A 24418-nucleotide genomic window follows, 5' to 3' on the forward strand; every position below is an offset into this window, starting at 1 on the left:
TATTAATATGTCAAAAATTGCAATTGTTGATTATGGAATGTGTAATCTTTGGTCCATTAAGTCTGCCATTCAATTCATAGGTTATGATTCGATTTTGACTTCTGATCCCAAAGATATTTTAAACTCGTCTGCTATAATATTACCTGGTGTTGGTTCATTTAAGACTGGAATGGATAATCTTTTATCTTTAGGTCTATCACAAGCAATTATTGATGCTTGTATGTTTAGGTCAATTCCAATCTTAGGAATATGCTTAGGTTTTCAATTATTGTGCTGTAGCAGTGAAGAGCCTTCGTATACGAAAGGGCTTTCACTATTACCAATCCAGATTGTTCCACTGTGCCGACATATTGATGCTTCATTTGTTCTTCCACATGTAGGTTTTACTTCAGTTTATACATCAAAGAATGATCCTCTCTTCAAGAATATTGCTAACAAATCAGATTTTTATTTTGTTCATTCATATGGGGCGTTTAATGTTCCCCATGACTTTACTACCTACTCATATTGTAATTATGATGCAAAAATCATCTCTTCAGCCAATGTTAATCACATAATGGGTGTTCAGTTTCATCCCGAAAAGAGTCAGACCAATGGCCTTATTCTATTAGATAACTTCTTGTCTTTTTCCAATGTCTAAAAAGCGTATTATCTTTGTTCTTCTTTATTGTGATGGTTTCTTTTGTTTAAGTAGAAACTTTAAGCTTCAACGCATAGGGGATTTTCGATGGCTCCAGCGCAACTATAATTTCAATTATTCAGCCACTTTTATTGACGAGCTTATCATTCTTGACATCTCAAGAAAGTCTCGAGATATAAATAAGTTTGCCACCCTATTGTATAATTTGTCCGAAAATATATTTGTTCCCATTACTGCAGGTGGCGGTATAAGATCCTTCGAAGATGCCAAAGTTTTATTTGAAAATGGTGCTGATAAGGTCTGCTTAAATACTTCATTAATTCAATGCCCTCATGTTTCCGAGAAAATCTCTTCTGTTTATGGGCAGCAGTCTTTAGTGGCATCTATTGACTTTAAGCATGATCATGGCGATTTTAAGTTTTTTATTGACAATGGTTTGATAGAAGTCCAGTACAATATACAAGAGCTAATATCTTTCCTAGATCCATTACCATTTTGTGAGATCCTTCTACAATCTGTTGATAGGGATGGAACTGGTACAGGTTTTGATCTTACCTTAGCAAATACATTTAGAGATCAGTTGTCTAAACCAATTATATTGCTTGGTGGAGCAGGCCACTCTGATCACCTTGTTGAGGGTTTACTACATCAGTCAACAGATGCCGTTGCCACAGCTCATCTATTGAATTTTGTTGGCGATGGTCTCAAACTATCTCGTGAACAGGCTCAGAGACATTCTGAAGTTAGCTTGGCGAGATGGCCATTACTTAGCTCTACTTCTTTCTCCACTACTAAGCACTAGTTATGTCAAGCATTGATCTACGTCTTAACTCATCTTCAGACAATTGGCTAATCACCTTAGCTATAGGATCTGAGTACTTAAGGAGATTTGACACGTTTATTTACCCCCTTGTTAAGCAATATTGTATTTTTCATCATCTCGGTCTTGCCGTTATTGTTGACGATATAACTGCTGATTGCCCTACTAATTGCATCGGCAAAAAAAAGACTTGGCAGAAATTTCTTGCTCCACATGCTCTATCATCAATTTTATCTAAAAATATAAACGTCTGTTATTTCGACTCTGACATCTTATTTAACCCCTATGGTAAAAATATATTTAATACTTATGACTTTAATTCGCTTGGTATAGTTAGTCAGCTAAATGGCTTGCCTGGAGATGATTTATTGGCGAGAAAAATAATGAGCTTTCATAGACATCATGATTATTCTGATTCCTACCCTCTTGATTCCGCTATTTTTATGAGCATTAAGGACTATTATACTTACCATAATTATGAACCTTATGACGATGTTTCTTGTGCAGGGCTATTTGTTTGCAATTCTTTTCTTCATTCTCAAGGGCTTCGAGAGATATACATAAAGTATGATGATTCTATCAAATCAATTACAGATAGTGGAGATGAACCCGCTTTTAACTTTGAGATCAGGAATAATTTTAATTGCCAAATTTTACCATATGAGTTTCAGGCTATATGGAACTATGAAATGGCATGGAACTATCGCCATCTTTATCTTCGTAAAGATACTATCGATGAATCGGTTATTGCATCGGTTGTAAGTTGTTTGTCCAAGTACACCGCTTTACACTTTGCTGGCTCTTGGTATGAATCTAAACTTTGCTATGATTTGAGAATTGTAGATATATTATTGGGTTCTGATTTCAAAAAATTTAGTGATTACCTTTCTGTACAGCCATCGGGTATACCTGTCGGCCGCATTCTTCCGTGTTAGATTTAACTATTAATCGTAATCTGATTTTTCAAAGAAATATATATAGTTCGTGATTTATAAAAAATTAATTTTGCTCTATTTAGCCAATGGATTTTTTGGCATCTTTTTTTCGTTATTCCACCAATCATTTGTGTCCCACCTTTTTAACCGATATCTTCCTTGATCCATATGTGCTTCACCCCAATCTGTTGTTAGTCCAAACGTGATTTTATTCTCTTGCATTAATCTGATTGTCTCTTCATCAAAACTTCCGTAAGGATATGAATACCAATCCCTGACAATATATTCCCTAATCACATTTTCTAGTGCTTTGATTGATAGTTCTATATCTTGACTTTGAATCTTTTCGTTTTGGGTACCTAACCACACGTGATTGTATCCGTGAGGGCCCATTGCATGCCCATCGACAGATAGTTTTTCTATATCTGTGTTCTTCATGTATAAAGTTTTCATTTCATGAAGATCTAACTCATCGCCAAGTTTGTTAAATAACTCATTGATTGCATATGCCCTTTCCGTTGAATCCGTAATGTCTCTTTGCAGCAATCTTTTGATTGCTAGTGTGTACCCATTGTCAAAACCATTGTCGTTGATTAATTCTTGGATGTAATTTTCTATTGACACATACTCTTTGCATGCTTTATCCTGTGTCCTTATTTTCATTTTCTCTTTCCTGATTGTTGTCTCAAGCCTTGATAGTAATTTTTCACAACTTATACCGCTATAAGTTAATAGATGAATTCTATTGACTTCTAATTCTTTTCCTTCAATGACCTTGCCTGGGATGAAAAATAATCCCCTTACTCCGTAGCATTTTAAAATCTGAGATGCTACAACATGATCTTTGTATCCATCGTCGAATGTAAATATTACACCTTTGTTCTTGTTGGATTTTAGGCAATCTTGCACCTTTTCGATATCATTAGGATCTATAATGTCAAAATTTTTGTTTAAGTATTCAACTTGCATTATAAATTCTTCCACTGTTCTTGCGTATGGTTTGAATGTGCTATGATTGCTATTTCTGATGTAGTGGTATGTAATAAAGGAGATTGACATGCGTAATGCGTTTTATTTATTTTACCATATTTCTTTTACCCTCATGGTCTACCCATTTGAAATCAGATGTTAAATACATCTTAATTGACTTTCGTTAATTTATCTCCGAGCCACCATTTCTCTTGCAACACACTCTGATTTATTATGAACAATTTTGTTTCAGAGCTCCAGTCTTACTTTGCTTCAAAGTATCCATTTCTTTCAGCAAATATTCCGCGTCAACAACAGCTTCTAGGTGATTCTTGGTCCCAGGAATTTGATGGTGAATTAATCAAACATTTTGGAACTATCGAGGAGTTGCGAACCGCCGCAGATGGATATGCCAAATTTGCTATGGATTCTCTTCTTTTGACTGCAAAGTTTCAAAAGACTAAGGACTATGATAATAAGACTTACGCCGAATGTGCCTCAGAAGTCTACCAATCTGAGTCGTATATGCATTCCTTATATCTTCCTGGAATCCTGCTTTCTCACTATTTATGGAAGCATCATTATGCTATGTATCAATTCTATAAATCAATAGTTGTCCCAGTGTTACCTAAGTCTGGACTATTCATTGATGTTGGAGTCGGTACTGGTTTTTATTCACGTAATCTTTTACGTGATTCCCAAATGACTGGTATTGGTTGTGATATGAGCCCTCATTCACTTTCATATACTCGATCTACTCTAAGTAAGTTCGGTACAGTCGATAAATATTCCTTTTGCTTATGTGATTATTATCATTTCAACCAATATTTTCAATCTACTGCTGATTTCATACTTAGTATTGAGGTACTTGAACATCTTGAAGATCCTATGAAAATGCTTGAATCGCTCTACAAATCTTTGAAGCCTGGCGGGCTTGGACTTATCTCAGCTGCTGTTAATGCACCAAATGCTGACCATATTTATTTGTATAGGTCCTGCGAAGATGTTAGACATCAATTAATCAAGGCTGGATTTGAAATTCGTCATGATACCTGTGACGAAGCTTATGAGGCTCGAACCATCGGTGAGGTCGTTCCAGTAAACTACGGTGCGCTTGTGTGCAAGCCTTCCTGATTGACTGTTATGACTGAGAACGAATTGATCTCCTTCCTGCAGCCTCACTATCGCGAGATATTGGGTGCTCCTGATCTAGTACTGACAAGATCGCTTAGTGCAAATGATGTTGAATCATGGGATTCGCTTAACCACATTCTACTGATTGTTAAATGTCAAGAACTCTTTGATATTACATTTACGGCTGATGAGCTTGTCTCACTCCAAAATTTTGGAGAGTTTATAGACTTAATGCTTCCCAAAATATGAGAAATTTTAAGTGGCAGCATGTATTCACCGACTTTGACTTAATTCTTTTGTGCAGTTAAGCACAGATTGTGCATATTTTCATGTTTCTGATGCTGTAGCTCAAAATTATGGCTTTTCTCGTCGTATCTGCCATGGAGTAATGACGCTAATGCCATTTTCTCGGCATCTAGGTATGGAATATCCCGGTGATTACTTTGTGATTCTAGAGGCATCATCTAAATTTCGCCATCCAGTTTATACAAATGATGAGCTATTGTACGAGCTTAATGAGATTTTTTTCAACGAATCGCTCGGTGTATCCAAGCTAAAAGGTTCAATTAGTCACGATACTCTTGTTTTGGTTGATGTTTCTTTTACTTGCAAGCGATTGAATTGTGAAGTTACTTAAGTTCCCGTCTATTCAGTACAAAACTCTTATCCAGAGCTTTATTTCCTCGACGCACCATAAGTGCCATCCTCTGTTGTCCGACGAACTTTTTAATTGGTTTTATATAAGATCTGAAATTAATTCTAAGATGTCATTTTATATTGCTACTGAAAGTGATGCGTTGGTATCAATACTGGGATTTTATGCCTGCGATTTTTTAATTGATTCACGAATAGTACCGGGATTATGGACTGCTATGTGGTTCACTCTGCCACAATATAGAAACGGTATTGGAGCTCTATTAATGAAAGAACTAGTGGATACTAATTCGTGTAGTATGTGGCCTAGGCGCATCAAACATGAATTTACCAATAGCTAAGGCTCTTGGCTATAAAACTGTAGATAAGATATATAATTATACTTTCATTCTCGATCCAAATTCTGTTGGTAATCTTTTTAACTGGGAGCCATCTTACGCCAGCAAAACCCCCCTTCTTGATATTAAGAACTACAGCAATTTAAAGCCTTTTTGTAATCATACTTCTGTTGGATCTACTCGTTTTTCATTTTCTCCAAGCCTCAAGCCTAAGCATAAATCCAATATAATCTTAGAAACATTCAAATCGCGTGATTATATTAAGTGGAGGTATATTGACCATCCTTTCTTTGATTATCAGGTCAGTTTTATTACAAATGTCGATGAAAAGGTTATCTTCTATCTTGTGTGGCGTCTTGTAGATTTTAATGGAGCTTCGCTTTGTCGTGTTGTCGACTGTGATTATATTCCAGACCACACCTCAATCAATATTTTTGCTGGTTGCCTTATTTACGATCTAGTTCTTCACCTTCAGAGTATGGATGTGAGTTATATTGATTGCTTTACCAATAATTTATTTTTGTCTCAAGCCCTCTTGAATGTTGGTTTTTTATGTGATGTTGACTCAATTTTTCCAAATCTAATTGACCCTCTTGACTTTACACGCCCTAAGCTTAATTGTGAGTATTATGTAGATCCAAACATTTGCTCTTGCCCTACCATGATTAACATGCGTGGTGATGGCGATCAAGATCGACCTAATCAGAGTATTTTTTCATGAAAATAGATTACTCACTTTCAGAAATTTCTGCATTCCGTTCTATTCGGGATAATCAGACTCTAGATTCTTCTTCTAGACGCATCCGTTTTGTGTCTAATTATTCTATTCAATATCTTGAATGGGCTTTGGCTGGTCACTTATCGTTCGATTTGCGAGCTCATTTTTTTATTGATGAATCTTATTTTGATGACTTCTTTACTTATACTCCAGACCCCAGCAATCTTTCAGACATCCTTGTTATTACTCTTAGTTTAGATCTTCTCAAATCTTCCCCTTTTTTAGAGGGTTCTTCTGATCCTTCTTGTATACACGACTATATAGTTTCAAGGCTTAACTTCTTTAGTTCCTTTGCATTTCAGCATGTTTATTTTGTTTTGCCCGAATTGGATTCTGAACCTGTATCGATTTTCACATCTTCTTTTGATTGGAACTTTGTGTTTCGTCCAAAGCTTTACCATTACTCGATTAAATGTGGGATAGTTCCAATTGTTATTGATGATATCTTTATTAACGGGTCTAAGCCTATGACTAACAGTTTTCTAAGAACTAGCTCCATTGCAATAGATCCTTTTTACGTTGGTTCTGTTGCCCTTCGTATTTCTATGGAGGTTTTAAATCGAATTTTACCTATAACAAAGCTGATAGCTGTTGACTTTGATAATACTCTTTGGCAGGGTACTATCGCAGAAGATGGTGTTGAAAATATTAAATTGCCCGATAACTATTTTCGCTTCCAACATTTTCTATTGGAAGCCGTTCGCAAAGGAATTGTTCTTATTGGTGTTACTAAAAATTATCCATCTGTGGTAAATAATGTTTTTGATATTCGTACTGACTTTCCTTTGAGTACGTCTTCTTTTTATAAAATATACTCAGGCTGGGACAGTAAATACTCTTATATCTTCAATTGTCTTGGAGAACTAAACCTAACCAACTCTGGCATTATTTTTCTTGATGATTCATCTCTAGAGCGTGAAGAGATGAACATCTATTCATCCGAGATTGAAGCCCCTGTCTTGGACTTTTCTTGTGATATTGTTCAACAGCTTTTATTCAATTCTTGCGTTAGATTGACCTCTTCAACCGCTGAGGATGAGAATAGAAATAAATTTTATCTGGAAAACTCAAAGAGAAACTTACTAGTCGACCGGCATCTGACGAAGTCTGAGATTAACAATAAACTTCAATTGTGTTTACATTCTTTTGTTGTATCAGACCCTTCAGATATTACCCGTGCAATTCAACTTATTAATAAAACAAATCAATTTAATGTTTCTACCTCCCGTATCACTAAAGAGCAGTTCGATAATTTTTCTGCTCAAGGTCACGTTTTTCTTGCATATCGTCTTTCAGATTCTGTTGGCGATTACGGTATTATTGCGATTGTGCAGATTCAACCTTGTCCATTCAGTATCATTTCTTTTGTGATGTCTTGTCGAGCTATGGGTAGAAAAGTCGAATCTGCAATATTCTTTGATCTGCAAAGCCGCTTTCACCCCGACTATTTTAAACTTATCTATATAGAGTCACCGAAAAATAAAATTCTTCCAGATATCTTTGCTGAACTTCAATTTAACTTAGATGGAAATATGTTTACTGCAGATGCGGCCTTGTTTGCACGTAATGAATGTTTATTCTCCATGAATTTATCTCAAGATTTGGTGCCTTGATCCTTAAGTCTAGCGATTTACGTTTCTTTTTGCTTTCTTTGTTGCTTGTAACTCGTAGCCTGTGGTGAACTATTTTCTCCTGTGTTTTGATTTTATATCATCTGTCCATATTCGTCTAAGAGTATTCTCCTCATGTTGTTGTTGATTCTTTTGCCTGTATGATTTCACATTCGACTTTTGGTGTTTGTATATCTTACTCGTAGTTTTTTATGAGGATTGCTATTGCTGGCACGGGTTCTATTGGACGTCGCCATGTTGAGCAACTAATGCTTTTAATCCCTGATATTAGTTGGGTTTTTGTTCGTGATTGTGTTCGCAATGATGTCTTCGCTGAGTCTCTAAAGGCTGAATTGGTCCCTAATCTGCAAGCAGCTTTGGATATCCCTCTTGATGCTTTGATTATCGCCAATCCTTCGTCTCTTCACGCTGAGTTTGTGTTAAGTGCCTTACAGTTTGGGTTGCCAATGTATATAGAGAAACCAGTGGCAATAAGCTTGTTGCAAATAGAGTCTCTACAGCAATGTCTTTCTGCTGCCAGTAAGGTGCCAGTTACCCAGGTTGGCTGTAACCTTAGGTTTCTACCTTCCCTGCAGCGGCTTAAGCAACTTATTTGTGCTGGTGTCATAGGACGAGTGGTGAGGGCTTCCTTTGATGCTGGTCAGTGGCTACCCGATTGGCGACCCCAGCAAGATCATCGTGAAAGCTATAGTGCTGATCCCGCTCGGGGAGGGGGGGTATTGTTTGACCTGATTCATGAAATTGATGCCGCTTATTGGATTCTTGGTGAATTAACCCCTTTGGCTTGTGCTGTCGAGAATGTTCCGCGTCTTGAGATAAAGTCAGAGTCAGTTGCAACAGCCCTTTTGCGGGCTCATAGTGGTGCACTTGTCCAGATTGGCCTAGACTATGTCTCTCGATCTCCCCTGCGTCGTTATCAGTTTGTGGGTGAAACTGGCACCTTGGTTTGGGACTTGTCTGCAAAAGTCCTGTCTCTTCATACTGCTGATAGAAGTCAAATTTTAGATTCTGGCGATAGTGGCTTTGATGTTTCTTCTACTTACTACTCTGCAATGAAGGCATTCGTCGAGAGCTTGCTGACGCAACAGCAGCAAGTTCACCCTCTGTCTGAGGGCCTTGCTGTTTCAGCAATTACAGTTGGTCTTAAACGAATGGCATTAGTCCAATGTTGACGATTGCAACCATTTGTGCTCGTGGAGGCTCCCAAGGTGTTCCGGGCAAAAACATACGCCCGTTGCTTGGACAGCCATTGATTGTTCACACCATTCAGCAGGCTATTTCCCATCTTGAGATCGATCGCGTCTTTGTTTCAACTGACTCAGTCGACATTGCCGCTGTGGCTCGTTCCGCTGGTGCAGAGGTACCATTTATTCGTCCAAGCGAGTTGTCAGGTCATTCTGCACCGAAGCATCCAGTGATAGAACACCTGGTAGATTGGGTTGCTGAACATGTTGGTCCTGTATCACGTATAGTTGATCTTGATCCAACGTCGCCTCTCCGCAACGCTTCTGATATTTCCGCTTGTTTGGATCTTCTTGATGCGAACACCGATGTTGTAATCACAGGCTATGAAGCTGAGAAAAATCCTTATTTCAACATGGTAGAGCTGAGCGGAGATCACGGTTGTGTTCAAGTCGTCAAGACCCTTCCTGCTGATGTTACATCTCGTCAGCAAGCCCCCCGTGTTTACGCTATGAATGCTTCGATTTATTGTTGGCATTATCATTCTCTCGCCCTCGGGCTATGGCAGGGAAGAGCGAGGTTACATGTGATGCCGCGAGTTCGTTCTGTTGATATCGATGAGCTAATAGATTTTCAACTGGTTGAATTGCTCATGCGTCAACAACAGCAGGAGCTTAATCGATGAACGTACTTGTCACTGGTGCTGATGGTTTTATCGGTTCTCACCTTGTTGAGGCATTATTAGTTTCTGGACATCATGTGCGTGCTTTTTGTCTTTATAACTCCAACGGTAGTTGGGGCTGGTTGGATACTTTGCCGGAATCCGTCAAGGCTGAGCTAGAGGTTGTTCTGGGTGATATCCGTGATCCTCTCTTTGTCAGAGAAGCAATGACCGGCTGTGATCAGGTTTTCCACCTGGCAGCCTTGATTGCTATTCCTTACAGTTATCTTGCCCCCGCTAGCTATGTGGATACCAACATTCATGGCACCTTGAATGTTGTCCAGGCTGCCCGTGATTTGGGTGTTAGCCGCGTTGTTCATACCTCAACTTCTGAAACCTACGGCTCTGCCCAGTTTGTACCGATTACAGAAGAGCATCCGCAGGTTGGTCAGTCGCCCTATGCCGCCAGCAAGATCGGTGCCGATCAGATAGCACTGAGCTATTGGCGTAGTTTTCAAACACCTGTTTCAGTTTTACGACCGTTCAATACCTACGGCCCACGTCAGAGTGCCCGTGCTGTTATCCCGACGATCATCACGCAAGTCGCCGCTGGCCAGCGTCAAATCCGTTTAGGGGCTCTCTCGCCAACGCGTGATTTCAACTTTGTTGCTGATACCTGTGCTGCCTTTCAGGCCATCGCTGATTGTGATCCTGCACTTGGTCAGGTTGTGAATGCTGCCAGCAACTTTGAGATTTCAATTGGGGATACGGCTTCGTTGATCGGTGAGGTGATGAATGTTCAGCTAGAGATCTTGACGGATGAACAGAGAATGCGGCCGGAGGGTTCAGAGGTGAATCGTTTGTTTGGTGATAACACCCTCTTGCGTCAGCTCACTGGATGGAAGCCGGTTTATGGCGGCCTCGATGGCTTTCGACGTGGTTTGGCTCAAACCGCAGAATGGTTCAGTGATCCTGCCAACCTTGCGCGTTATCGCCCTGGCACTTATGCGGTCTGAGACATGACAACTCTTGGAGCTGCCAACGTGGATTCTGTTCTTGAGGCCATTCAACAGGTGGTGGGTCCCAGCTCAAAGGAGCATCCCATCAGCTTGCATGAACCTGATTTTACTGGCACCCAGGCCTGGGCCTACGTTAAGGAGTGCCTTGATTCCGGCTGGGTGAGCACAGCAGGCAGCTGGGTGAGTCGTTTTGAGGAAGAGCTGTGCACCTTTACTGGTGCAAGCCATGCGGTGGTTGTCAGCAATGGCACTGTCGCGCTGCGCTTGGCTCTGCATCTGGTGGGGGTTGGTTACAGCGATGAAGTGTTGTTACCTCCGTTGAGTTTTGTTGCTACGGCCAATGCCGTTGCTCATCTGGGGGCTTTTCCTCATTTTGTTGACGTCGCGCCTAACGCGCTAGGGATGTGTCCCATTTCCTTGGCTGCTCGTCTGGAGACCATTGCGGAGCGACGCGAAGACATTCTGGTGAATAGAGAAACAGGGCGTCGTATAGCTGCGGTGTTGCCTGTGCATGTGTTCGGCCACCCGGCTGAGGTAGATCAGCTCCTGGCAGTGTCTGACTCCTGGGGGCTACCACTGGTTGAAGATGCTGCTGAAGCCCTCGCGAGCTGGCGAGGAAGCACTCATTGCGGTCTCTTTGGGGCGGTGGGCACACTCAGCTTCAACGGAAACAAGTTGATTACAACTGGAGGTGGTGGTGCTCTGCTCACCAATGACGCCGACTTAGCCAAGCGTGCACGTCACTTGTCCACTACCGCAAAGCAGCCTCACCCTTGGGCTTTTGACCACGACGCCATCGGCTGGAATGACCGACTGCCCAACCTCAATGCCGCACTTGGTGTAGCCCAGCTAGAGGATTTGGATCGTCGGCTTGATGCCAAACGTCAGCTTGCTCAGCGCTATGCAGATGCCTTTGCTGATTTGGAGGGTGTGGAGTTGGTGGCCGAACCAACAGATTGCATCAGTAACCATTGGTTGGTGAGCTTACGCTTTACGGCAGAAGATCCACGAGCTGTACAAGCTGAGCGGTTGCAGCTACTCGAACGTGCACACTCAGTAGGTCTGTTGCTGCGCCCAATCTGGACCCCATTGCATCAGCTCCCCATTTACGAGGCTTGCCCTGCAGGATCACTTGTTGTGTCCGAGAACCTGGCACCGCGTCTCGTCAACCTGCCAAGTAGCCCTCAGCTCCTGGACGGATGTGCGGCATGAAGCAGCTTCTGCTGATTGGTTGCGGTGGCCATGCTCGATCACTCATTGAGCTGATTGAATCGTCTTCGGAGTGGCAGATATATGGGTTGGTGGGATTGCCAGAGCAGGTTGGTCGTCGAGTTCTCGGTTACCCGGTGATTGGCTGTGATGACGACTTACCATCGCTGCGTGAGAAATGCTCGGCTGCGGTGTTGGCGATCGGTCAGGTACCAGATGCTGCTCCACGTGTTCGCCTTGCCGAACAGCTTGATCAGTTTGGTTTTCAATTCCCTGTTTTGATATCACCCCATGCGGTGGTTAGCAGTCATGTGCAGCTTGGCCTTGGAACTACCTTGGGCCATGGTGTGATCGTGAATGCAGGCGCGGTTATCGGTGATCATTGCATCATTAATAGTCGCGCATTGGTTGAACACGATGTGCAAATAGGTCATCACTGTCATATAAGCACCGGAGTTTTGGTTAATGGAGGAGTACAGATTGGATCCGAAAGCTTCATTGGCAGTGGTGCCATTATTCGAGAAGGGCTGATTTTGCCTCCCCTATCGGTGATTGGGGCCGGTAAACGCGTTATGGGTTGGCCTTTAAGGGATCAATGAAAACAATGCAAAAGACCCTTGTGATTGCTGAAGCAGGTGTGAATCACAATGGTGATTTGCAGCTAGCAAAGAGCCTTATCGATGTTGCTAGAGATGCTGGCGCTGATGTCGTGAAGTTCCAGACCTTTCAAGCGAGTCAACTGGCTACTCAGCATGCAGAGCAGGCGGCTTACCAGCAGAAGGCCCTCGATAGCTCTGAGGGCCAATTAGCGATGTTGAAGCGCCTTGAACTTCATCCAGAGCACCATGTTGAATTGATTGAATATTGCATGCAGAAAAATATTGAATTTCTTTCTACTGCTTTTGACATTTCAAGTATCGGGCTACTGGCAACCCTGAAGCCCAAACGTTGGAAGGTGCCCTCGGGGGAAATCACCAATCTTCCTTATTTGCGTAAGATCGGTCGACAGGGCCAGCCTGTCATACTTTCAACCGGTATGGCTAATCTTGGCGAGATTGAAGCCGCTCTTTCGGTGCTGGAACAGGCTGGTACATTCCGCAGCATGATCACCGTGTTGCACTGCACTACTGAATACCCTGCACCAGTTGAGCAGGTGAACCTCCGAGCTATGAATTCGATCTCTCAAGCCTTCGACGTTGCTGTGGGCTATTCCGACCATACCAGTGGCATTTCAGTTCCTATTGCTGCGGTGGCGATGGGCGCAGTATTGATCGAGAAGCATCTCACCCTCAATCGCACCCTGCCGGGACCTGATCACAAGGCCAGCCTTGAACCCGATCAGTTTGCTGCCATGGTGCAAGGTATTCGCACAATTGAGCAGGCTCTGGGTGATGGGATCAAGCGTCCTACGCCTAGTGAGCAATCGAACTTACCGGTGGTACGCAAATCGCTTGTAGCAGCTTGTCCGATTCGAGCTGGAGAGATATTTAGTGAAAATAATCTAACTGCCAAGCGCCCCGGCACAGGTATTTCTCCGATTCATTGGGATGCCTGGATCGGCCGAAAGGCTTCCAGAGACTTTGCTGAGGATGAGATGATCGAATGAGTACCGTCCGGCGCAAAATTGGTGTTGTTACAGGTACACGTGCCGAATATGGTCTTCTGCGCTGGGTGATGCAGGGTATCAAGGATTCTGAGTTGCTCGACTTGCAGCTCATCGTGACCGGTATGCACCTATCCCCAGAGTTCGGTCTTACGGTGAAGGATATCGAAGCCGATGGGTTCAGCATCGACCGCAAGGTTGAGATGTTGCTTAGCTCCGACACTCCAACTGGTATCACGAAGTCAATCGGTTTGGGCATGATTGGTTTTGCGGATGCACTCACGGAGCTTCAGCCAGATCTGCTTGTCGTGCTTGGCGACCGCTATGAGATTCTCGCCGCTGCTTCAGCCGCGTTGATTGCACGTGTACCTATTGCTCATATTCATGGCGGTGAGCTTACCGAAGGCGCTTTTGATGATGCGATTCGTCATTCGGTTACTAAGATGGCGAATCTTCATTTTGTTGCGGCTGAAGAATATCTTAAAAGAGTGATTCAGCTAGGTGAACAACCTGAGACTGTTTACAATGTCGGCGGTCTTGGTATAGACAATATCCTTAGACTTACACTTTTGACGCGTACTCAATTAGAGAAAGAGATTGATTTCAAGTTGTCGAAACGTAATCTTTTGATTACGTTTCATCCCGTCACTCTCGAGAGCGATTCTACTGCTGATCAGATGGAAGAGCTATTGGCTGCTTTAGAGAAATTAGATGATATTGGTCTGATTTTCACCATGCCGAATGCTGATACTGACGGGCGCAATTTATTTAAGCAGATTAATGCTTTTTGTGAATCGCACCCTATGGCTCGCGCTTATACCTCACTTGGTCAGTTGAGATATCTCTCTTGTATTAAGCATGTGGATGGCGTGATCGGTAACTCCTCTAGTGGGCTTACTGAAGTACCTAGTTTTCGCAAAGGTACCTTAAACATCGGTGATCGCCAACGAGGTCGTCTTTGCGCTGCGAGTGTGATTAATTGTCCGGCTGATCATGTGTCAATCTCAGAATCCATTCAGCGCATATTCTCCCCTTCGTTCTTGTCCACTTTGCCGACGGTGAAGAATCCATATGGAGATGGAGGCGCAAGCGAAGCTATTGTTAAAGTGATTGAGCAGCGAGAGTTCACCAATCTTCTAAAAAAAAGCTTTTTTGATTTTAGCTGCCTATGAAATGCCTTTTAAAACATTTTATTTTTTAGCGTCTCTTATTTTATTTATATTTTAACGACTTAGAACTCTCATTGTATACCAGGCTCCAATATTATCTTCTATTTCTATCTTTGCATTTGATTTTCCACCCGAGTGCTTTTGTCACAATTCACAGGGTAGAATAAAGTTGCGTCCGACTACTTTGTGCCTCTTTATTGTCTCGCATAAGTCTCGCAATTTCTATTGATTCACTGAACCCATAATACCTCACGTTTTTAAGAAAACTTCTTTATTTAGCCACCATTTCGAGGTTTTCAAATCTTTACTTTCTGGCTACACTCTGACAAGAACCTTGATGGATCTTGAAGCCAGATCATTCCCTCTTTCTGGCAATATATTAGATGTTGGCTCAAAATCAAACAAGGCATCTTATTATGACAAAATAGATATAAATTGCTTACAAATAACCTTTTCGGACACAAATCCTCAAGGCGAAGGTCTAATCAAGCTTGATTTTGAACACAAGCTTCCGATTTGAGATGATTATTTAGATTGTGTGATTGCCATGAATATTCTTGAGCATGTTTATAACTATAATCTTTTTCTTCCGGAAGTTTATCGTATTCTCAAGCCTGATGGCATCTTAGTGGGTTGTGTTCCATTCCTTATCCCTTATCATGCTGTTCCTGATGATTACTTTAGATATACTCATTCATCACTCGAGAGAATATTACGTCAAACTGGCTTTGACAATGTAAAATAACTAAACTTGGTGAAGGCGGTTTGGCTTGTGGTGTTGACCTGCTGTATACCTATTATCCAAATACCAGTCGGGTCACTCTTAAGCTCCGTCCTTTTCATTATATCACTGCATGCTTGCTGTACACATTAAATATCTTATTGCTTAAATTCGGCTTAAGTCAATTTAGTAAAAAAGGTGGAGCTTATCTCGCTTTATCTTTTAAAGCCCAAAAGTAACAATTAAGCTTAAGAAGAATCTGGAAACGTGCTACTATATTCCAAGTCAATTATTAATACTTTATCGACACGTATTGCATTCGCCATTTACTTCAACCAAGTATAATTATTCGTACAGAAGTAATTGACGCCTTTCCAACCCAATCTCTCCGTTTAGTCGTTCGTACGTAATTTACCAATGTCTCAATCTGCTTGCTCTGTTTTTGATTGGTCAAAGGTCCTTATATCGGAAGATTTATCATTCAATGATGCTTTAAAAGTCTTAAGTGCAGGTGGCTACCAAATTGCCCTCGTTCAAAAGGCCAATGGCCGTGTGGCAGGTATTGTTACGGATAGTGATGTCCGTAAGGCATTGCTTCGTGGTGTTCGATTAGACGATACGGTCTCATTAGTTATGAATACGGATCCTAAAGTGATTTTGTCTCGATCTATTCCGCACGATATTAATGGTTTAATGAAAAATCAAAACGTTTTTCATCTTCCCATCGTTGATGATCAGAACCGATTTGAAGGTCTTTATATTGCTCCTCAACTTAATCCCAAAAAATATAATCCCGAAACCATTGTCATTATGGCGGGAGGGAAAGGTAAACGGTTGATGCCGTTGACTGCCAATACTCCTAAACCAATGCTACCTGTTCATGGAAAACCAATGCTTGAACATATTCTTGATCGGTTACGAGAAGATGGTTTTAAGAATGTTATTATCTCTGTCAATTATCTTTCAGAACGCATAACTAGCTATTTTCAAGATGGATCCAAATTTGACATGAATATTAGTTACCTTTATGAAGATAAACCTTTGGGTACAGCGGGTGCTCTCAGTGGCCTGGATTCAAAGACAAGAGAAAATCCTGTTATAGTTACTAATGCAGATATTCTTTCAGGAATTTCTTACTCAGACTTGCTAATATATTTTAGGCGAAATACATCCAATGGATTAATGGCTGTGCGTACTCAAGAGTGGCAAAACCCTTTTGGCGTTGTTCAATCAAATGGTAGCCATATCACAAATATTATTGAAAAGCCTACACATTATTATCAGGTTAATGCAGGGCTATATGTTCTCGACAATAAGTTACTTGACCTCCTTACTCCTAACAGCTACTGTGACATGCCCGATCTTTTTAGGATGGGTTTAGAAATTAATTTAAATTTGCAGGTTTATCCTCTCCATGAGCAGTGGCTTGATATTGGCAGACCTAAGGACTATGATATTGCCAATAAAGAATCTTAGCTAAATGTTTTTCTATCCACTCTTGTCTTATGCGATCAAATCGCGTTTCTAATTCTGTTAATCATATACATCACCAATTTATACCCAAATTATTTTAATTATTTTTGGTTTCCCCTAATCCTTTCATGATTGATTTCTTTGGGGTTTTTCTTTTTCTATTTAGAGAGCTATACAATGTGTTTAAGCTGATGATACGAAGATATCGTATATTCAGATATGCACATCATACGAATTCATCCCTTTCCTTGGATCTTGTTGTAACCGGAGCCTTTTCTGACCTTAAGATCGGACAAGGCTCTAGAATAAACGGTAACTCACAATTTCGAAATATGGATGGTTCACAAATTATTATTGGTTCAAACGTGTTCTGTGGAAGTGGTCTCATACTTATTGCGCATACATACCAACGAAATTCAGATTCTTCACGTTCTGATATTATGATTTCTTCTTCAGTCACTATTTCTGACGATGTTTGGATTGGATCGAGAGTCATTGTCTTGCCAAATGTCCATATTGGAAAGGGCGCGATTATTGGTGCTGGTTCAGTAGTTACTAAAGATGTAGAGAGCTTTTCAACTGTTGCTGGTATACCAGCTAAACCACTATGAAATCCTCACTCCCTTCTCAAAAGTTATCAGCAGACTATCCTCTTAGTCTTGTTGGAAGACTCACTTGGTTTTATATTAATCTATTATCTAATATAATTTCTCTTCCACAGTTCATTAATTCTCCGTGTTATTTATTCAATTTCTCTTTGCCATCTTTACAGTCTTTTCTCTTTAATAGTTTAGATTCAGCAAAAAGTCCTTCTCGTTTCTTGTGCGAGGAGTATCTGTTTAGGGAATTTGTTACCCTATTTAGAAATTCCTCCAAATCTAATATTCAAGTTTACGATTTTGGTTGTGGTGGTTCATCCATTCTTGAGATCATTGACAAAGCATACACTTATGTTTTTAACACTGACGACAATACAAAAGTGACCTACATTGGTTATGATCCCTATCTTCCCAGTTTAAACTTCAATAAATCTCCAGGCTGGCTTGTTATTAATCGTTCATCTGATTTCTCGCCTGATTATATGAAGAATGAATCAATCGATATCGACTTGTCTGTTTCTTTTTCAGTCTTAGAACATGTTTATGATGATATTAAGCAACTTAATCTTATTGCAACTTTTAGCTCATGTCAGCTTCATTTTGTACCCTCGTGGTGTTGCTTGTTTGTCTATTTATGGCATGGCTATCGTATTTATAATCCTTTTATTCTAAGACGTTTGTTTTTGAATCTTTCAGAAGGCTTAGAATTAAAAGTATATTCGATTGGATCCTTAAGCGCATCTTTTACCTATATAGTATTTACTTTAATCCCTCAAGTCTTATTCTTTATTCTCAAAAAAGTCCTCCATATTCATATTTATAAAGATGTTGTTCGATTAAGGTTTAAATATCTTTACCGTTATTTTCTGTCTAAATCGGTATTGAATGCCATTAATTCCCGGTTTTTTCCTTCATTTCTTCTTCTTAAAATAGCTTAAACGTATGTCATCGTTAAATCACCTTGTTACTGTCATCATAACTACATATAAACGACCTGATTTACTTAGAAGATCTATATCCTCAGTCCTGAATCAAACCTATTCCAATCTTCAAATAGTAGTTGTCAACGATGATCCCGAATCCAGTTACTCTAATACTGACTTTTCTGTTTGGGACGATAGTAGACTTCAATTCATAAATCACTCTGTCAATAAGGGGGTCTCTTTTGCAAGAAACACTGGCCTTAATCATTCAATCGGTGATTTCATTTGTTTTTTAGACGATGATGATATTTGGCTTGCTGATAAGGTTGAGAAACAGCTTCGCATCTTAGCCAAAACACCCCTTTATATTGGATTTACATATTGTTGGTCGTATGTTCTTGATGCCTCTAACAATGTCACATCACATATATCTCCTAATATATCCGGTAACATCTTTGACTTAATGCTTCTCCGTCAATGCATTCCCAATATATCGACGATAATGATTAAGTCATATGTTCTTAATGAGGTTAGTGGCTTCGAAGTCAGTTTAATGCGTGGTAACGACTCTGATTTTCTTCGCAAGCTATCTTTCTTTTATCATGTAATTCCAACTCAGGAATTTCTGGTTTATTATAGTGACTCACCCCTTTACCAACGTATAACTAATTTTTCCCGGGGTGGTCTCACGAAATCCCTTGCTAGTCTTGAGTATCGGAAGGATCGTTTCAAACATGAATTATCATTTCGTCCCTACACAAGAAACTTTTTAGACGTTCAGCTCATGTCCATATACTTTCATAGTAACCAATATATTAAGGGCTTCAAGATTTTTACCTTTGCAGTATTATTTTATGCTGGCTTGCAATTGAGATTGTTTTATAGACTTATAATCGGCTGTACCAGTTTTCCTCATGATTGACATCACTGTTTGCATCGTAACTTTTAATCGCTCACATTTGTTAGACGATTGCATCAATTCTGTTTTGAGTAATAAAGTACCCTCTGATTTTATACACGTAATAGATAACTCAACATCTTCTGTCCACCTTTATGTCAATAGTTTAATAGCAAATTCATACAATGTTCTATATTTCCAATCACCTGTCCCGGGTAATTTGTCAACCGCTCGAAATCTTAGCATCAGTAATACTGCCTCCACATTTTGGACTTTTGTTGATGATGACGATCGATGGCCATCTAACTATCTTGAATCAATAGATAAGATTAAGGATATGAACTCTGCTTCAGTTATTCTCACTTATGGTCAGCCTTATCATAACTCTTCTTATCCATTTGATTTGGTCGATACTTTACACTCAGCATTTTTGCTGGGACTCACCCCACCGGTCGGCATGCAAGTCTATAATTTAAAAAAGCTTCTGCCTAGTCTCAGATACTCTGAACAAATAAAATCTGGAGTTGATCATGACCTTTGGATTTCTCTTTTAGAAGCAACTCCTTCAGTCTATGTCAACCGTTTGCCATTTAATATAATTTCAGTTCCCTCTCAAAGTCGCATTACACAGTCATATTCGTCTAGAAAAAGGAATATATCAAAATCTCTTAAATTATGGCGGGGGACTCTAAACGATCAGTTTGGCATCCATTTTTTTAATCATTTTTGTCGTTGTTACCAAACATCTCTTGATGATTTATTATATTCAAAGATCTTGAAAGGCCATTGGCAGCTCCTTTTATACTTTAACCTGTTTTACTTCTTGATGTTTATTGTGAGGCGTTTGTCCCTTCGCTTAGTGAGTAATTTTTTGATGTTTGTACCTTATAACTCAAAATGACTAGTAATCTTTCACTAATTGTTCCTTCTGCATTTTGTTCTGGGGATCAAGCAACCTCATTTTTAGTCAATCTTTGTACTTATGATCATTTGCTTGGGGATATTATTGTTGTAGATTTCAAAAGTTCATCCGAATTTCTTGACATCATATCTAAACACTCCAAGGTAAATATCCTTCAACAATCTGAATCTACAGGAATATATGGAGCTTGGCAACTAGGTCTCGCTAAGATTACTTCAACTCACGTTTGCTTTGCTGGCATAGATGATTGTTTAAACCCTTTGTTTATTTCTGCGTTTCTTCAGTCGGATGGTAAAGATACCACTACAACCATCTATTATGGAGATAAAGTTCTTATTAAAGATGACAAGCATATTCTGGTCCGCTCTCCTAAAGTTTCTTCTTTAGCTCATTATTCGTTTGTATCATGTGATGTACCGATACCAGGTCTTATTTTCCCTAGGTTTCCACCGAGTTATATTGATTTGAGATTTCAGCTGGCTGCTGACATGAATCTCTTGCTTTTACTTCTTCGTCAGCGAAATTTTAATTTATCTTATTTACACTTCGTTCAAGTTAATCAGAACTTTGATGGATTGAGTAATTCCTTCAAGTCGGTTCCAATCTACTTGCGAGAATGGCGTCTCATCGAATACCTTCATTCTGTAAAAATTAACTATTTTACGAAACTGTATTTTTACTTTATGATTTTATCCAAACGATTTTATCTTTTTAACTTCTTTAAAAGAATAAAGCGTCATGTCCTCTGTTAATTCTAAATCACTTTCAGTATATCATCTCATACCAACTAACCAGTATGGTGGAGTTGAAGTTGCCGCAAAGCTTTCATTTTCACAACTAAACCGTTCAATTGATTACAATTTAATTTTTTTAAATTACAAACAATCAGACTCAATATCATTCTCACATCATCACAGTCTTTGGGATTTTCTTCTTAAAGCGTTAACTGGAAATCGTCTGATTCTCATAGTTTCGTTATGGCCATCTTATTTTGTATCTCAATTCTTTCTACTATTTCCTAATATTCAAGTCATCCCTTTTTATCACAATTCAAAATTCGCGCATTGGAGAGACAAACTCTTTTCTTTATTAGTTTTATTTCAATCCAAATATTGTTTTGTAGATTCTAATAAAACAAATTCTTTTATTTCATCTTTTCGAAAAATTAAATCCTTTGTTATTCCTTATGAGTTTCCTTTCCCCAACACTATTACCCCAAAGCCTTTTTTCTGTCGAAAATTTGATTTGATTTTTATTGGCAGATTTGCTCCCCAAAAAAGGTTCGACTTGGTTCGCCCTTTCTTAATCTCATTGTCTCGTTGCTTATCGCATAAATTAAGCATTGCAATAGTGTTTGCATCTTCACCATTCGATGAAGTCTCTTCCTTTCGTGATCAATTGGCATCTCTTGCTAATATTTCGGTATCTTATAGCTTCAACATAACCAATGTCGAGGTTTTACAACTATTGACTAATTCAAAGGTATTTGTATTGCTTTCGGATTACGAAGGATATTCAATGACGTTGTCTGAAGCCATAAGAGCTGGTTGTATTTGCATGGTTAGAGATTTATATAATTATAGTACTAATTTTGCTACCTCTAATCAATCTTTTAACCTCGATTACAGTTCTGGTTCCTTCTCTGATTCTGACTTGATTCCACTCGTGTCTTACCTATCAAATCGATCAATACCTCCAGTTTTCAGAACTCCTTTTGACGATGTGTCATATGTATCGAGCCTTTGTAGTGCATTACTTTCGTTATGACAAACCTCCTTTATATTCTTCCACTTTATGCTATTCCTTTTGGGTATTTATTCATCCCTTTTGGTCACCTTCCTTTGTGGCTTTTGAGCTGTCTTCCTTTGCTTCATAAGCCTTTCGCAAGGATCAATAATAAGACTATTTCCTTATTCTTATTACTTATACCATTGTATTCTTTACTTCTTTCATTCTTAGGTTCTAAATATATTCCTCTTGGACATCTCCTCGCCTTGTTTACACCTTTCTTTTACTTTTCGGTTTATAACTTTCTCATTAGAAAGCTTTCTTTGCATCGTGTTGTAATTATTTTGTCTAACTGTTTTTTGATTGCAATCTTGATTCTTTTTATAGATATATTTTTACCTTCTGAGCTACTCAGCTCTCCTTATATAGTCGGGTTCTCTGGATTAGGCTCAAATTCGTTCCCTCAAAATAGATTTGCTGGCTCCTTTACGGAGCCGGGACACTTTGGTGTTTTACTCAATTTCCTTCAACCTTTCTTTTTTTATAGACGAATTAATCGTCCGTTCTTTAAATTTTTTGCATTTGGTGTTCCGCTACTTGTACTCAATACAATCGGATCAGCTCCATCCTTTTTGTGCTCCCTACTCTGCAGCTTTATATTTCTTTTTCCTGAGTTTTCTTCCAAGACTTTAGTAAACTTTTCGACAAGTGCTAGTTCTTTATTTAAACTTAAATTGGCTAAAACATCTGTCTTTTTGTTGATATCATTTCCACTTACTTTGTATTTCCTTGGTTTGTCCTCTAGATATATAGGTTATTTCTCGGCGTTGATATCTGGTACTTCTACTGGCGATATTCTGTCAGCAGGTAATCGTGCTGCACGTGTTAGATACGTTTTAGGCGAGATTTGGCAGTATCCTTTTGGTTCCGGTATTGCACCAAATTGGAAGGTTAATCAACTGGGAGGGGAGGTTACACTTGATAGGGCAACTGGTGATGTTTTTGCAGTGAATGTCGACTCTTCGATTTCTAGTCCAATTGATTTGGCTTGGTTTGCTGGCATTCCTTTTCTATTAATTTCCATTTTTTTTATTGTAAAATCTATTTTTCATACAATTAAATTTATTTCTCTGTGTCAAGATTCTAGTATCAGATTACTTCTATTAACTGCTTTATGGTCATTCGTCTCCATGATTTTTAGATTTAGTTTTGTTAATAACTACTACTTTCCATTTTTGGTGTTTTCTCTGTCCTTTTTAATGGCTGTTAATTCATCTATTGTAAAAGCCCATGATTGATCTCTATTTTTATATATCAAGGGCTAACATATATGCCGGTGCGCAAAAGTTTTTTGACGATTTTGTGCACTATGTCGATACTAGTCACAGTTCTCGTTTTTATTGTCGTGGCATTTGGAGTCTTTCTTCTTCAATTAATTTTTCAAGGACTCTTCGCTTTAATAAACGTATAACCTTTTTTGATTCACTCTCTATTTTTGTTCGTTCTCTTGTCTTATCAAAAAATTCTGATATTCATTTTTCATCCTCATTCCTTGCTGGCTTTTTAGTTTCTTTGGTTTCTTTGCTGCTACGAAAGAAGCATGTCTATATAGTTCATGGTGTTTTGTCCTCACGAGTACGTCGAAATAGTATTATTTACTATTTTTACCTTTTTTTCGATTGGCTTCTTTTTCTTGTTGCAAGAAATCTTGTTTTTATCGCTCCCTGTGATTATTACTACGCTCATAATCTTCCATTTGTTCAGTCTAAAGTTAAATCTATTCTTATAAACAATTCTATTTCACCATTAGGTTCTGACTTTGTTTATCCTTTCACTTCATTGTCCTCGTACTTAGCTACTCACGACATTATTCTTCCCTCATCAGTTACTTGTAACTTGTGCATGACTGCGAGGTTCGAATCTCAGAAAAGTCAACCGGTATTGGTGGAGTCTATTAAGAGTTTGCCTTTTATCTCGGTATGTTTTTTCGGTGATGGTAAAAGTATTGATGTTGCAAAAAAATTAGCTGGTAGATATCAACTTCTAGACAGAGTTTTTTTCTTGGGTCATGTTGATTCTCCATATTTGTATTATAATCTTTTTGATTTATTTGTACTTGTTTCACGTTGGGAATCCATGCCATTTTCTTTAATCGAAGCTTTGAGGTCGGGTCTTCCTTTTGTATCATCTAACGTTGGCTCATGTGATTATCTTTCCGATAGTGGCAAATGTGGTGAAGTTTTAAAATATACAACTCCGGATTGCCTTGCGGATCTTTTGTTGCACCTTTCCCAGTCAAAGGATAAGCTTTCTTTGATGTCGCGATCTGCTGTAGATTTCTTTTGTCGTGAATTATCTTCATCCGCTAATTACGATAAAATTATTGCTTTTTTTGACACCCTATAGCTTCCT

General features: G+C 39.4%; 25 protein-coding genes and 1 pseudogene. 25 read left to right on the forward strand and 1 reads right to left on the reverse strand.

Translation table 11 applies throughout. The features are described from left to right. Positions 1-7 precede the first annotated feature (7 nt). From hisH to TX72_RS13740, 3 genes are read left to right on the forward strand one after another with little or no spacing between them, the layout of a single operon-like run. The gene (gene hisH / locus TX72_RS13010) at positions 8-640 is read left to right on the forward strand and encodes an imidazole glycerol phosphate synthase subunit HisH (RefSeq protein ID WP_011127309.1); all 633 of its coding nucleotides are present in this window, start codon (positions 8-10) and stop codon (positions 638-640) included. Further along, complete coding sequence (locus TX72_RS13015) at positions 633-1442, forward strand: HisA/HisF-related TIM barrel protein (RefSeq protein WP_011127310.1); 810 nt, start codon at positions 633-635, stop codon at positions 1440-1442. Before hisH ends, TX72_RS13015 begins: the two co-directional genes overlap by 8 nt. Before the next feature lie 2 nt (positions 1443-1444). Beyond that, positions 1445-2395, forward strand: coding sequence for a hypothetical protein (locus TX72_RS13740; protein ID WP_011127311.1), 951 nt, complete (start codon positions 1445-1447; stop codon positions 2393-2395). A gap of 75 nt (positions 2396-2470) precedes the next feature. Here the strand turns inward: TX72_RS13740 and TX72_RS02165 are convergent, their stop codons facing one another. After that, the gene (locus TX72_RS02165; RefSeq protein ID WP_011127312.1) at positions 2471-3454 is read right to left on the reverse strand and encodes a polysaccharide deacetylase family protein; all 984 of its coding nucleotides are present in this window, start codon (positions 3452-3454) and stop codon (positions 2471-2473) included. Between the two features lie 144 nt (positions 3455-3598). Here TX72_RS02165 and TX72_RS13020 point away from each other — a divergent pair, with 144 nt between their 5' ends. The 22 genes and pseudogenes from TX72_RS13020 to TX72_RS13455 all read left to right on the forward strand — a co-directional run bounded on the left by TX72_RS13020 (position 3599) and on the right by TX72_RS13455 (position 24412). Then, positions 3599-4498, forward strand: a complete 900-nt coding sequence (locus tag TX72_RS13020; RefSeq protein ID WP_011127313.1) for a class I SAM-dependent methyltransferase — start codon at positions 3599-3601, stop codon at positions 4496-4498. A 298-nt stretch (positions 4499-4796) separates the two neighbouring features. Next, positions 4797-5135, forward strand: a complete 339-nt coding sequence (locus TX72_RS13030; protein WP_071820825.1) for a MaoC/PaaZ C-terminal domain-containing protein — start codon at positions 4797-4799, stop codon at positions 5133-5135. A gap of 338 nt (positions 5136-5473) precedes the next feature. Beyond that, on the forward strand, positions 5474-6211 hold the full coding sequence (locus TX72_RS13745) for a hypothetical protein (protein ID WP_011127315.1): 738 nt from the start codon (positions 5474-5476) through the stop codon (positions 6209-6211). Next, positions 6208-7881 carry an HAD-IIIC family phosphatase gene (locus tag TX72_RS13035; RefSeq protein WP_083810616.1) on the forward strand — a complete coding sequence of 558 codons (1674 nt, stop codon included), beginning with the start codon at positions 6208-6210 and terminating at the stop codon, positions 7879-7881. The genes TX72_RS13745 and TX72_RS13035 overlap by 4 nt, the downstream gene beginning before the upstream one ends. 209 nt (positions 7882-8090) lie before the next feature. After that, positions 8091-9071 (forward strand): Gfo/Idh/MocA family protein, encoded by a 981-nt coding sequence (locus tag TX72_RS13040; RefSeq protein ID WP_071820827.1) that lies wholly within the window; start codon positions 8091-8093, stop codon positions 9069-9071. Further along, on the forward strand, positions 9065-9766 hold the full coding sequence (locus TX72_RS13045) for an acylneuraminate cytidylyltransferase family protein (RefSeq protein ID WP_011127318.1): 702 nt from the start codon (positions 9065-9067) through the stop codon (positions 9764-9766). Before TX72_RS13040 ends, TX72_RS13045 begins: the two co-directional genes overlap by 7 nt. Continuing rightward, complete coding sequence (locus tag TX72_RS02180; protein WP_011127319.1) at positions 9763-10758, forward strand: NAD-dependent 4,6-dehydratase LegB; 996 nt, start codon at positions 9763-9765, stop codon at positions 10756-10758. Before TX72_RS13045 ends, TX72_RS02180 begins: the two co-directional genes overlap by 4 nt. Before the next feature lie 3 nt (positions 10759-10761). After that, positions 10762-11973, forward strand: a complete 1212-nt coding sequence (locus tag TX72_RS02185; RefSeq protein WP_011127320.1) for a LegC family aminotransferase — start codon at positions 10762-10764, stop codon at positions 11971-11973. Beyond that, a complete protein-coding gene (locus TX72_RS13050) occupies positions 11970-12569 on the forward strand; it encodes an acetyltransferase (protein WP_011127321.1) in 600 nt (199 codons plus the stop codon). Before TX72_RS02185 ends, TX72_RS13050 begins: the two co-directional genes overlap by 4 nt. Next, entirely contained in the window at positions 12566-13576 is a 1011-nt protein-coding gene (gene neuB, locus TX72_RS02190) for an N-acetylneuraminate synthase (protein WP_318655401.1), read from the forward strand. The genes TX72_RS13050 and neuB overlap by 4 nt, the downstream gene beginning before the upstream one ends. Continuing rightward, a complete protein-coding gene (neuC, locus tag TX72_RS02195) occupies positions 13573-14745 on the forward strand; it encodes a UDP-N-acetylglucosamine 2-epimerase (RefSeq protein ID WP_011127323.1) in 1173 nt (390 codons plus the stop codon). The genes neuB and neuC overlap by 4 nt, the downstream gene beginning before the upstream one ends. Before the next feature lie 334 nt (positions 14746-15079). Next, a complete protein-coding gene (locus tag TX72_RS13750) occupies positions 15080-15262 on the forward strand; it encodes a hypothetical protein (RefSeq protein ID WP_148228749.1) in 183 nt (60 codons plus the stop codon). A gap of 12 nt (positions 15263-15274) precedes the next feature. Next, positions 15275-15487: pseudogene (locus TX72_RS14955) on the forward strand (methyltransferase domain-containing protein); the annotation flags it as partial. A gap of 393 nt (positions 15488-15880) precedes the next feature. Beyond that, complete coding sequence (locus tag TX72_RS02200; protein ID WP_011127324.1) at positions 15881-16939, forward strand: nucleotidyltransferase family protein; 1059 nt, start codon at positions 15881-15883, stop codon at positions 16937-16939. A 245-nt stretch (positions 16940-17184) separates the two neighbouring features. Then, positions 17185-17547: an acyltransferase gene (locus tag TX72_RS14350; RefSeq protein ID WP_011127325.1), complete on the forward strand. Its 363-nt coding sequence runs from the start codon at positions 17185-17187 to the stop codon at positions 17545-17547. Further along, a complete protein-coding gene (locus TX72_RS13755) occupies positions 17544-18473 on the forward strand; it encodes a hypothetical protein (protein WP_011127326.1) in 930 nt (309 codons plus the stop codon). Before TX72_RS14350 ends, TX72_RS13755 begins: the two co-directional genes overlap by 4 nt. Positions 18474-18477: 4 nt before the next feature. Further along, positions 18478-19380 carry a glycosyltransferase family 2 protein gene (locus TX72_RS14960; protein WP_011127327.1) on the forward strand — a complete coding sequence of 301 codons (903 nt, stop codon included), beginning with the start codon at positions 18478-18480 and terminating at the stop codon, positions 19378-19380. Then, on the forward strand, positions 19373-20257 hold the full coding sequence (locus TX72_RS13070) for a glycosyltransferase family 2 protein (RefSeq protein ID WP_011127328.1): 885 nt from the start codon (positions 19373-19375) through the stop codon (positions 20255-20257). Before TX72_RS14960 ends, TX72_RS13070 begins: the two co-directional genes overlap by 8 nt. After that, positions 20254-21030, forward strand: a complete 777-nt coding sequence (locus tag TX72_RS13760) for a glycosyltransferase (RefSeq protein WP_011127329.1) — start codon at positions 20254-20256, stop codon at positions 21028-21030. The genes TX72_RS13070 and TX72_RS13760 overlap by 4 nt, the downstream gene beginning before the upstream one ends. After that, positions 21017-22045: a glycosyltransferase gene (locus TX72_RS13450; protein WP_011127330.1), complete on the forward strand. Its 1029-nt coding sequence runs from the start codon at positions 21017-21019 to the stop codon at positions 22043-22045. Before TX72_RS13760 ends, TX72_RS13450 begins: the two co-directional genes overlap by 14 nt. After that, positions 22042-23304, forward strand: coding sequence for a hypothetical protein (locus TX72_RS13765; RefSeq protein ID WP_011127331.1), 1263 nt, complete (start codon positions 22042-22044; stop codon positions 23302-23304). Before TX72_RS13450 ends, TX72_RS13765 begins: the two co-directional genes overlap by 4 nt. Continuing rightward, on the forward strand, positions 23297-24412 hold the full coding sequence (locus tag TX72_RS13455) for a glycosyltransferase family 4 protein (RefSeq protein ID WP_011127332.1): 1116 nt from the start codon (positions 23297-23299) through the stop codon (positions 24410-24412). Before TX72_RS13765 ends, TX72_RS13455 begins: the two co-directional genes overlap by 8 nt. Positions 24413-24418 lie beyond the last annotated feature (6 nt).

It is taken from the genome of Parasynechococcus marenigrum WH 8102 (genome assembly GCF_000195975.1).
Taxonomy (GTDB): Bacteria; Cyanobacteriota; Cyanobacteriia; order PCC-6307; family Cyanobiaceae; genus Parasynechococcus; species Parasynechococcus marisnigri.

Bases quoted from the DNA above. Each gene is read 5' to 3' on its own strand.
- hisH (WP_011127309.1), top strand. From the start codon at position 8: ATGTCAAAAATTGCAATTGTTGATTATGGAATGTGTAATCTTTGGTCC.
- TX72_RS13015 (WP_011127310.1), top strand. From the start codon at position 633: ATGTCTAAAAAGCGTATTATCTTTGTTCTTCTTTATTGTGATGGTTTC.
- TX72_RS13740 (WP_011127311.1), top strand. From the start codon at position 1,445: ATGTCAAGCATTGATCTACGTCTTAACTCATCTTCAGACAATTGGCTA.
- TX72_RS02165 (WP_011127312.1), bottom strand. From the start codon at position 3,454: ATGTCAATCTCCTTTATTACATACCACTACATCAGAAATAGCAATCAT.
- TX72_RS13020 (WP_011127313.1), top strand. From the start codon at position 3,599: ATGAACAATTTTGTTTCAGAGCTCCAGTCTTACTTTGCTTCAAAGTAT.
- TX72_RS13745 (WP_011127315.1), top strand. From the start codon at position 5,474: ATGAATTTACCAATAGCTAAGGCTCTTGGCTATAAAACTGTAGATAAG.
- TX72_RS13035 (WP_083810616.1), top strand. From the start codon at position 6,208: ATGAAAATAGATTACTCACTTTCAGAAATTTCTGCATTCCGTTCTATT.
- TX72_RS13040 (WP_071820827.1), top strand. From the start codon at position 8,091: ATGAGGATTGCTATTGCTGGCACGGGTTCTATTGGACGTCGCCATGTT.
- TX72_RS13045 (WP_011127318.1), top strand. From the start codon at position 9,065: ATGTTGACGATTGCAACCATTTGTGCTCGTGGAGGCTCCCAAGGTGTT.
- TX72_RS02180 (WP_011127319.1), top strand. From the start codon at position 9,763: ATGAACGTACTTGTCACTGGTGCTGATGGTTTTATCGGTTCTCACCTT.
- TX72_RS02185 (WP_011127320.1), top strand. From the start codon at position 10,762: ATGACAACTCTTGGAGCTGCCAACGTGGATTCTGTTCTTGAGGCCATT.
- TX72_RS13050 (WP_011127321.1), top strand. From the start codon at position 11,970: ATGAAGCAGCTTCTGCTGATTGGTTGCGGTGGCCATGCTCGATCACTC.
- neuB (WP_318655401.1), top strand. From the start codon at position 12,566: ATGAAAACAATGCAAAAGACCCTTGTGATTGCTGAAGCAGGTGTGAAT.
- neuC (WP_011127323.1), top strand. From the start codon at position 13,573: ATGAGTACCGTCCGGCGCAAAATTGGTGTTGTTACAGGTACACGTGCC.
- TX72_RS13750 (WP_148228749.1), top strand. From the start codon at position 15,080: ATGGATCTTGAAGCCAGATCATTCCCTCTTTCTGGCAATATATTAGAT.
- TX72_RS02200 (WP_011127324.1), top strand. From the start codon at position 15,881: ATGTCTCAATCTGCTTGCTCTGTTTTTGATTGGTCAAAGGTCCTTATA.
- TX72_RS13755 (WP_011127326.1), top strand. From the start codon at position 17,544: ATGAAATCCTCACTCCCTTCTCAAAAGTTATCAGCAGACTATCCTCTT.
- TX72_RS14960 (WP_011127327.1), top strand. From the start codon at position 18,478: ATGTCATCGTTAAATCACCTTGTTACTGTCATCATAACTACATATAAA.
- TX72_RS13070 (WP_011127328.1), top strand. From the start codon at position 19,373: ATGATTGACATCACTGTTTGCATCGTAACTTTTAATCGCTCACATTTG.
- TX72_RS13760 (WP_011127329.1), top strand. From the start codon at position 20,254: ATGACTAGTAATCTTTCACTAATTGTTCCTTCTGCATTTTGTTCTGGG.
- TX72_RS13450 (WP_011127330.1), top strand. From the start codon at position 21,017: ATGTCCTCTGTTAATTCTAAATCACTTTCAGTATATCATCTCATACCA.
- TX72_RS13765 (WP_011127331.1), top strand. From the start codon at position 22,042: ATGACAAACCTCCTTTATATTCTTCCACTTTATGCTATTCCTTTTGGG.
- TX72_RS13455 (WP_011127332.1), top strand. From the start codon at position 23,297: ATGATTGATCTCTATTTTTATATATCAAGGGCTAACATATATGCCGGT.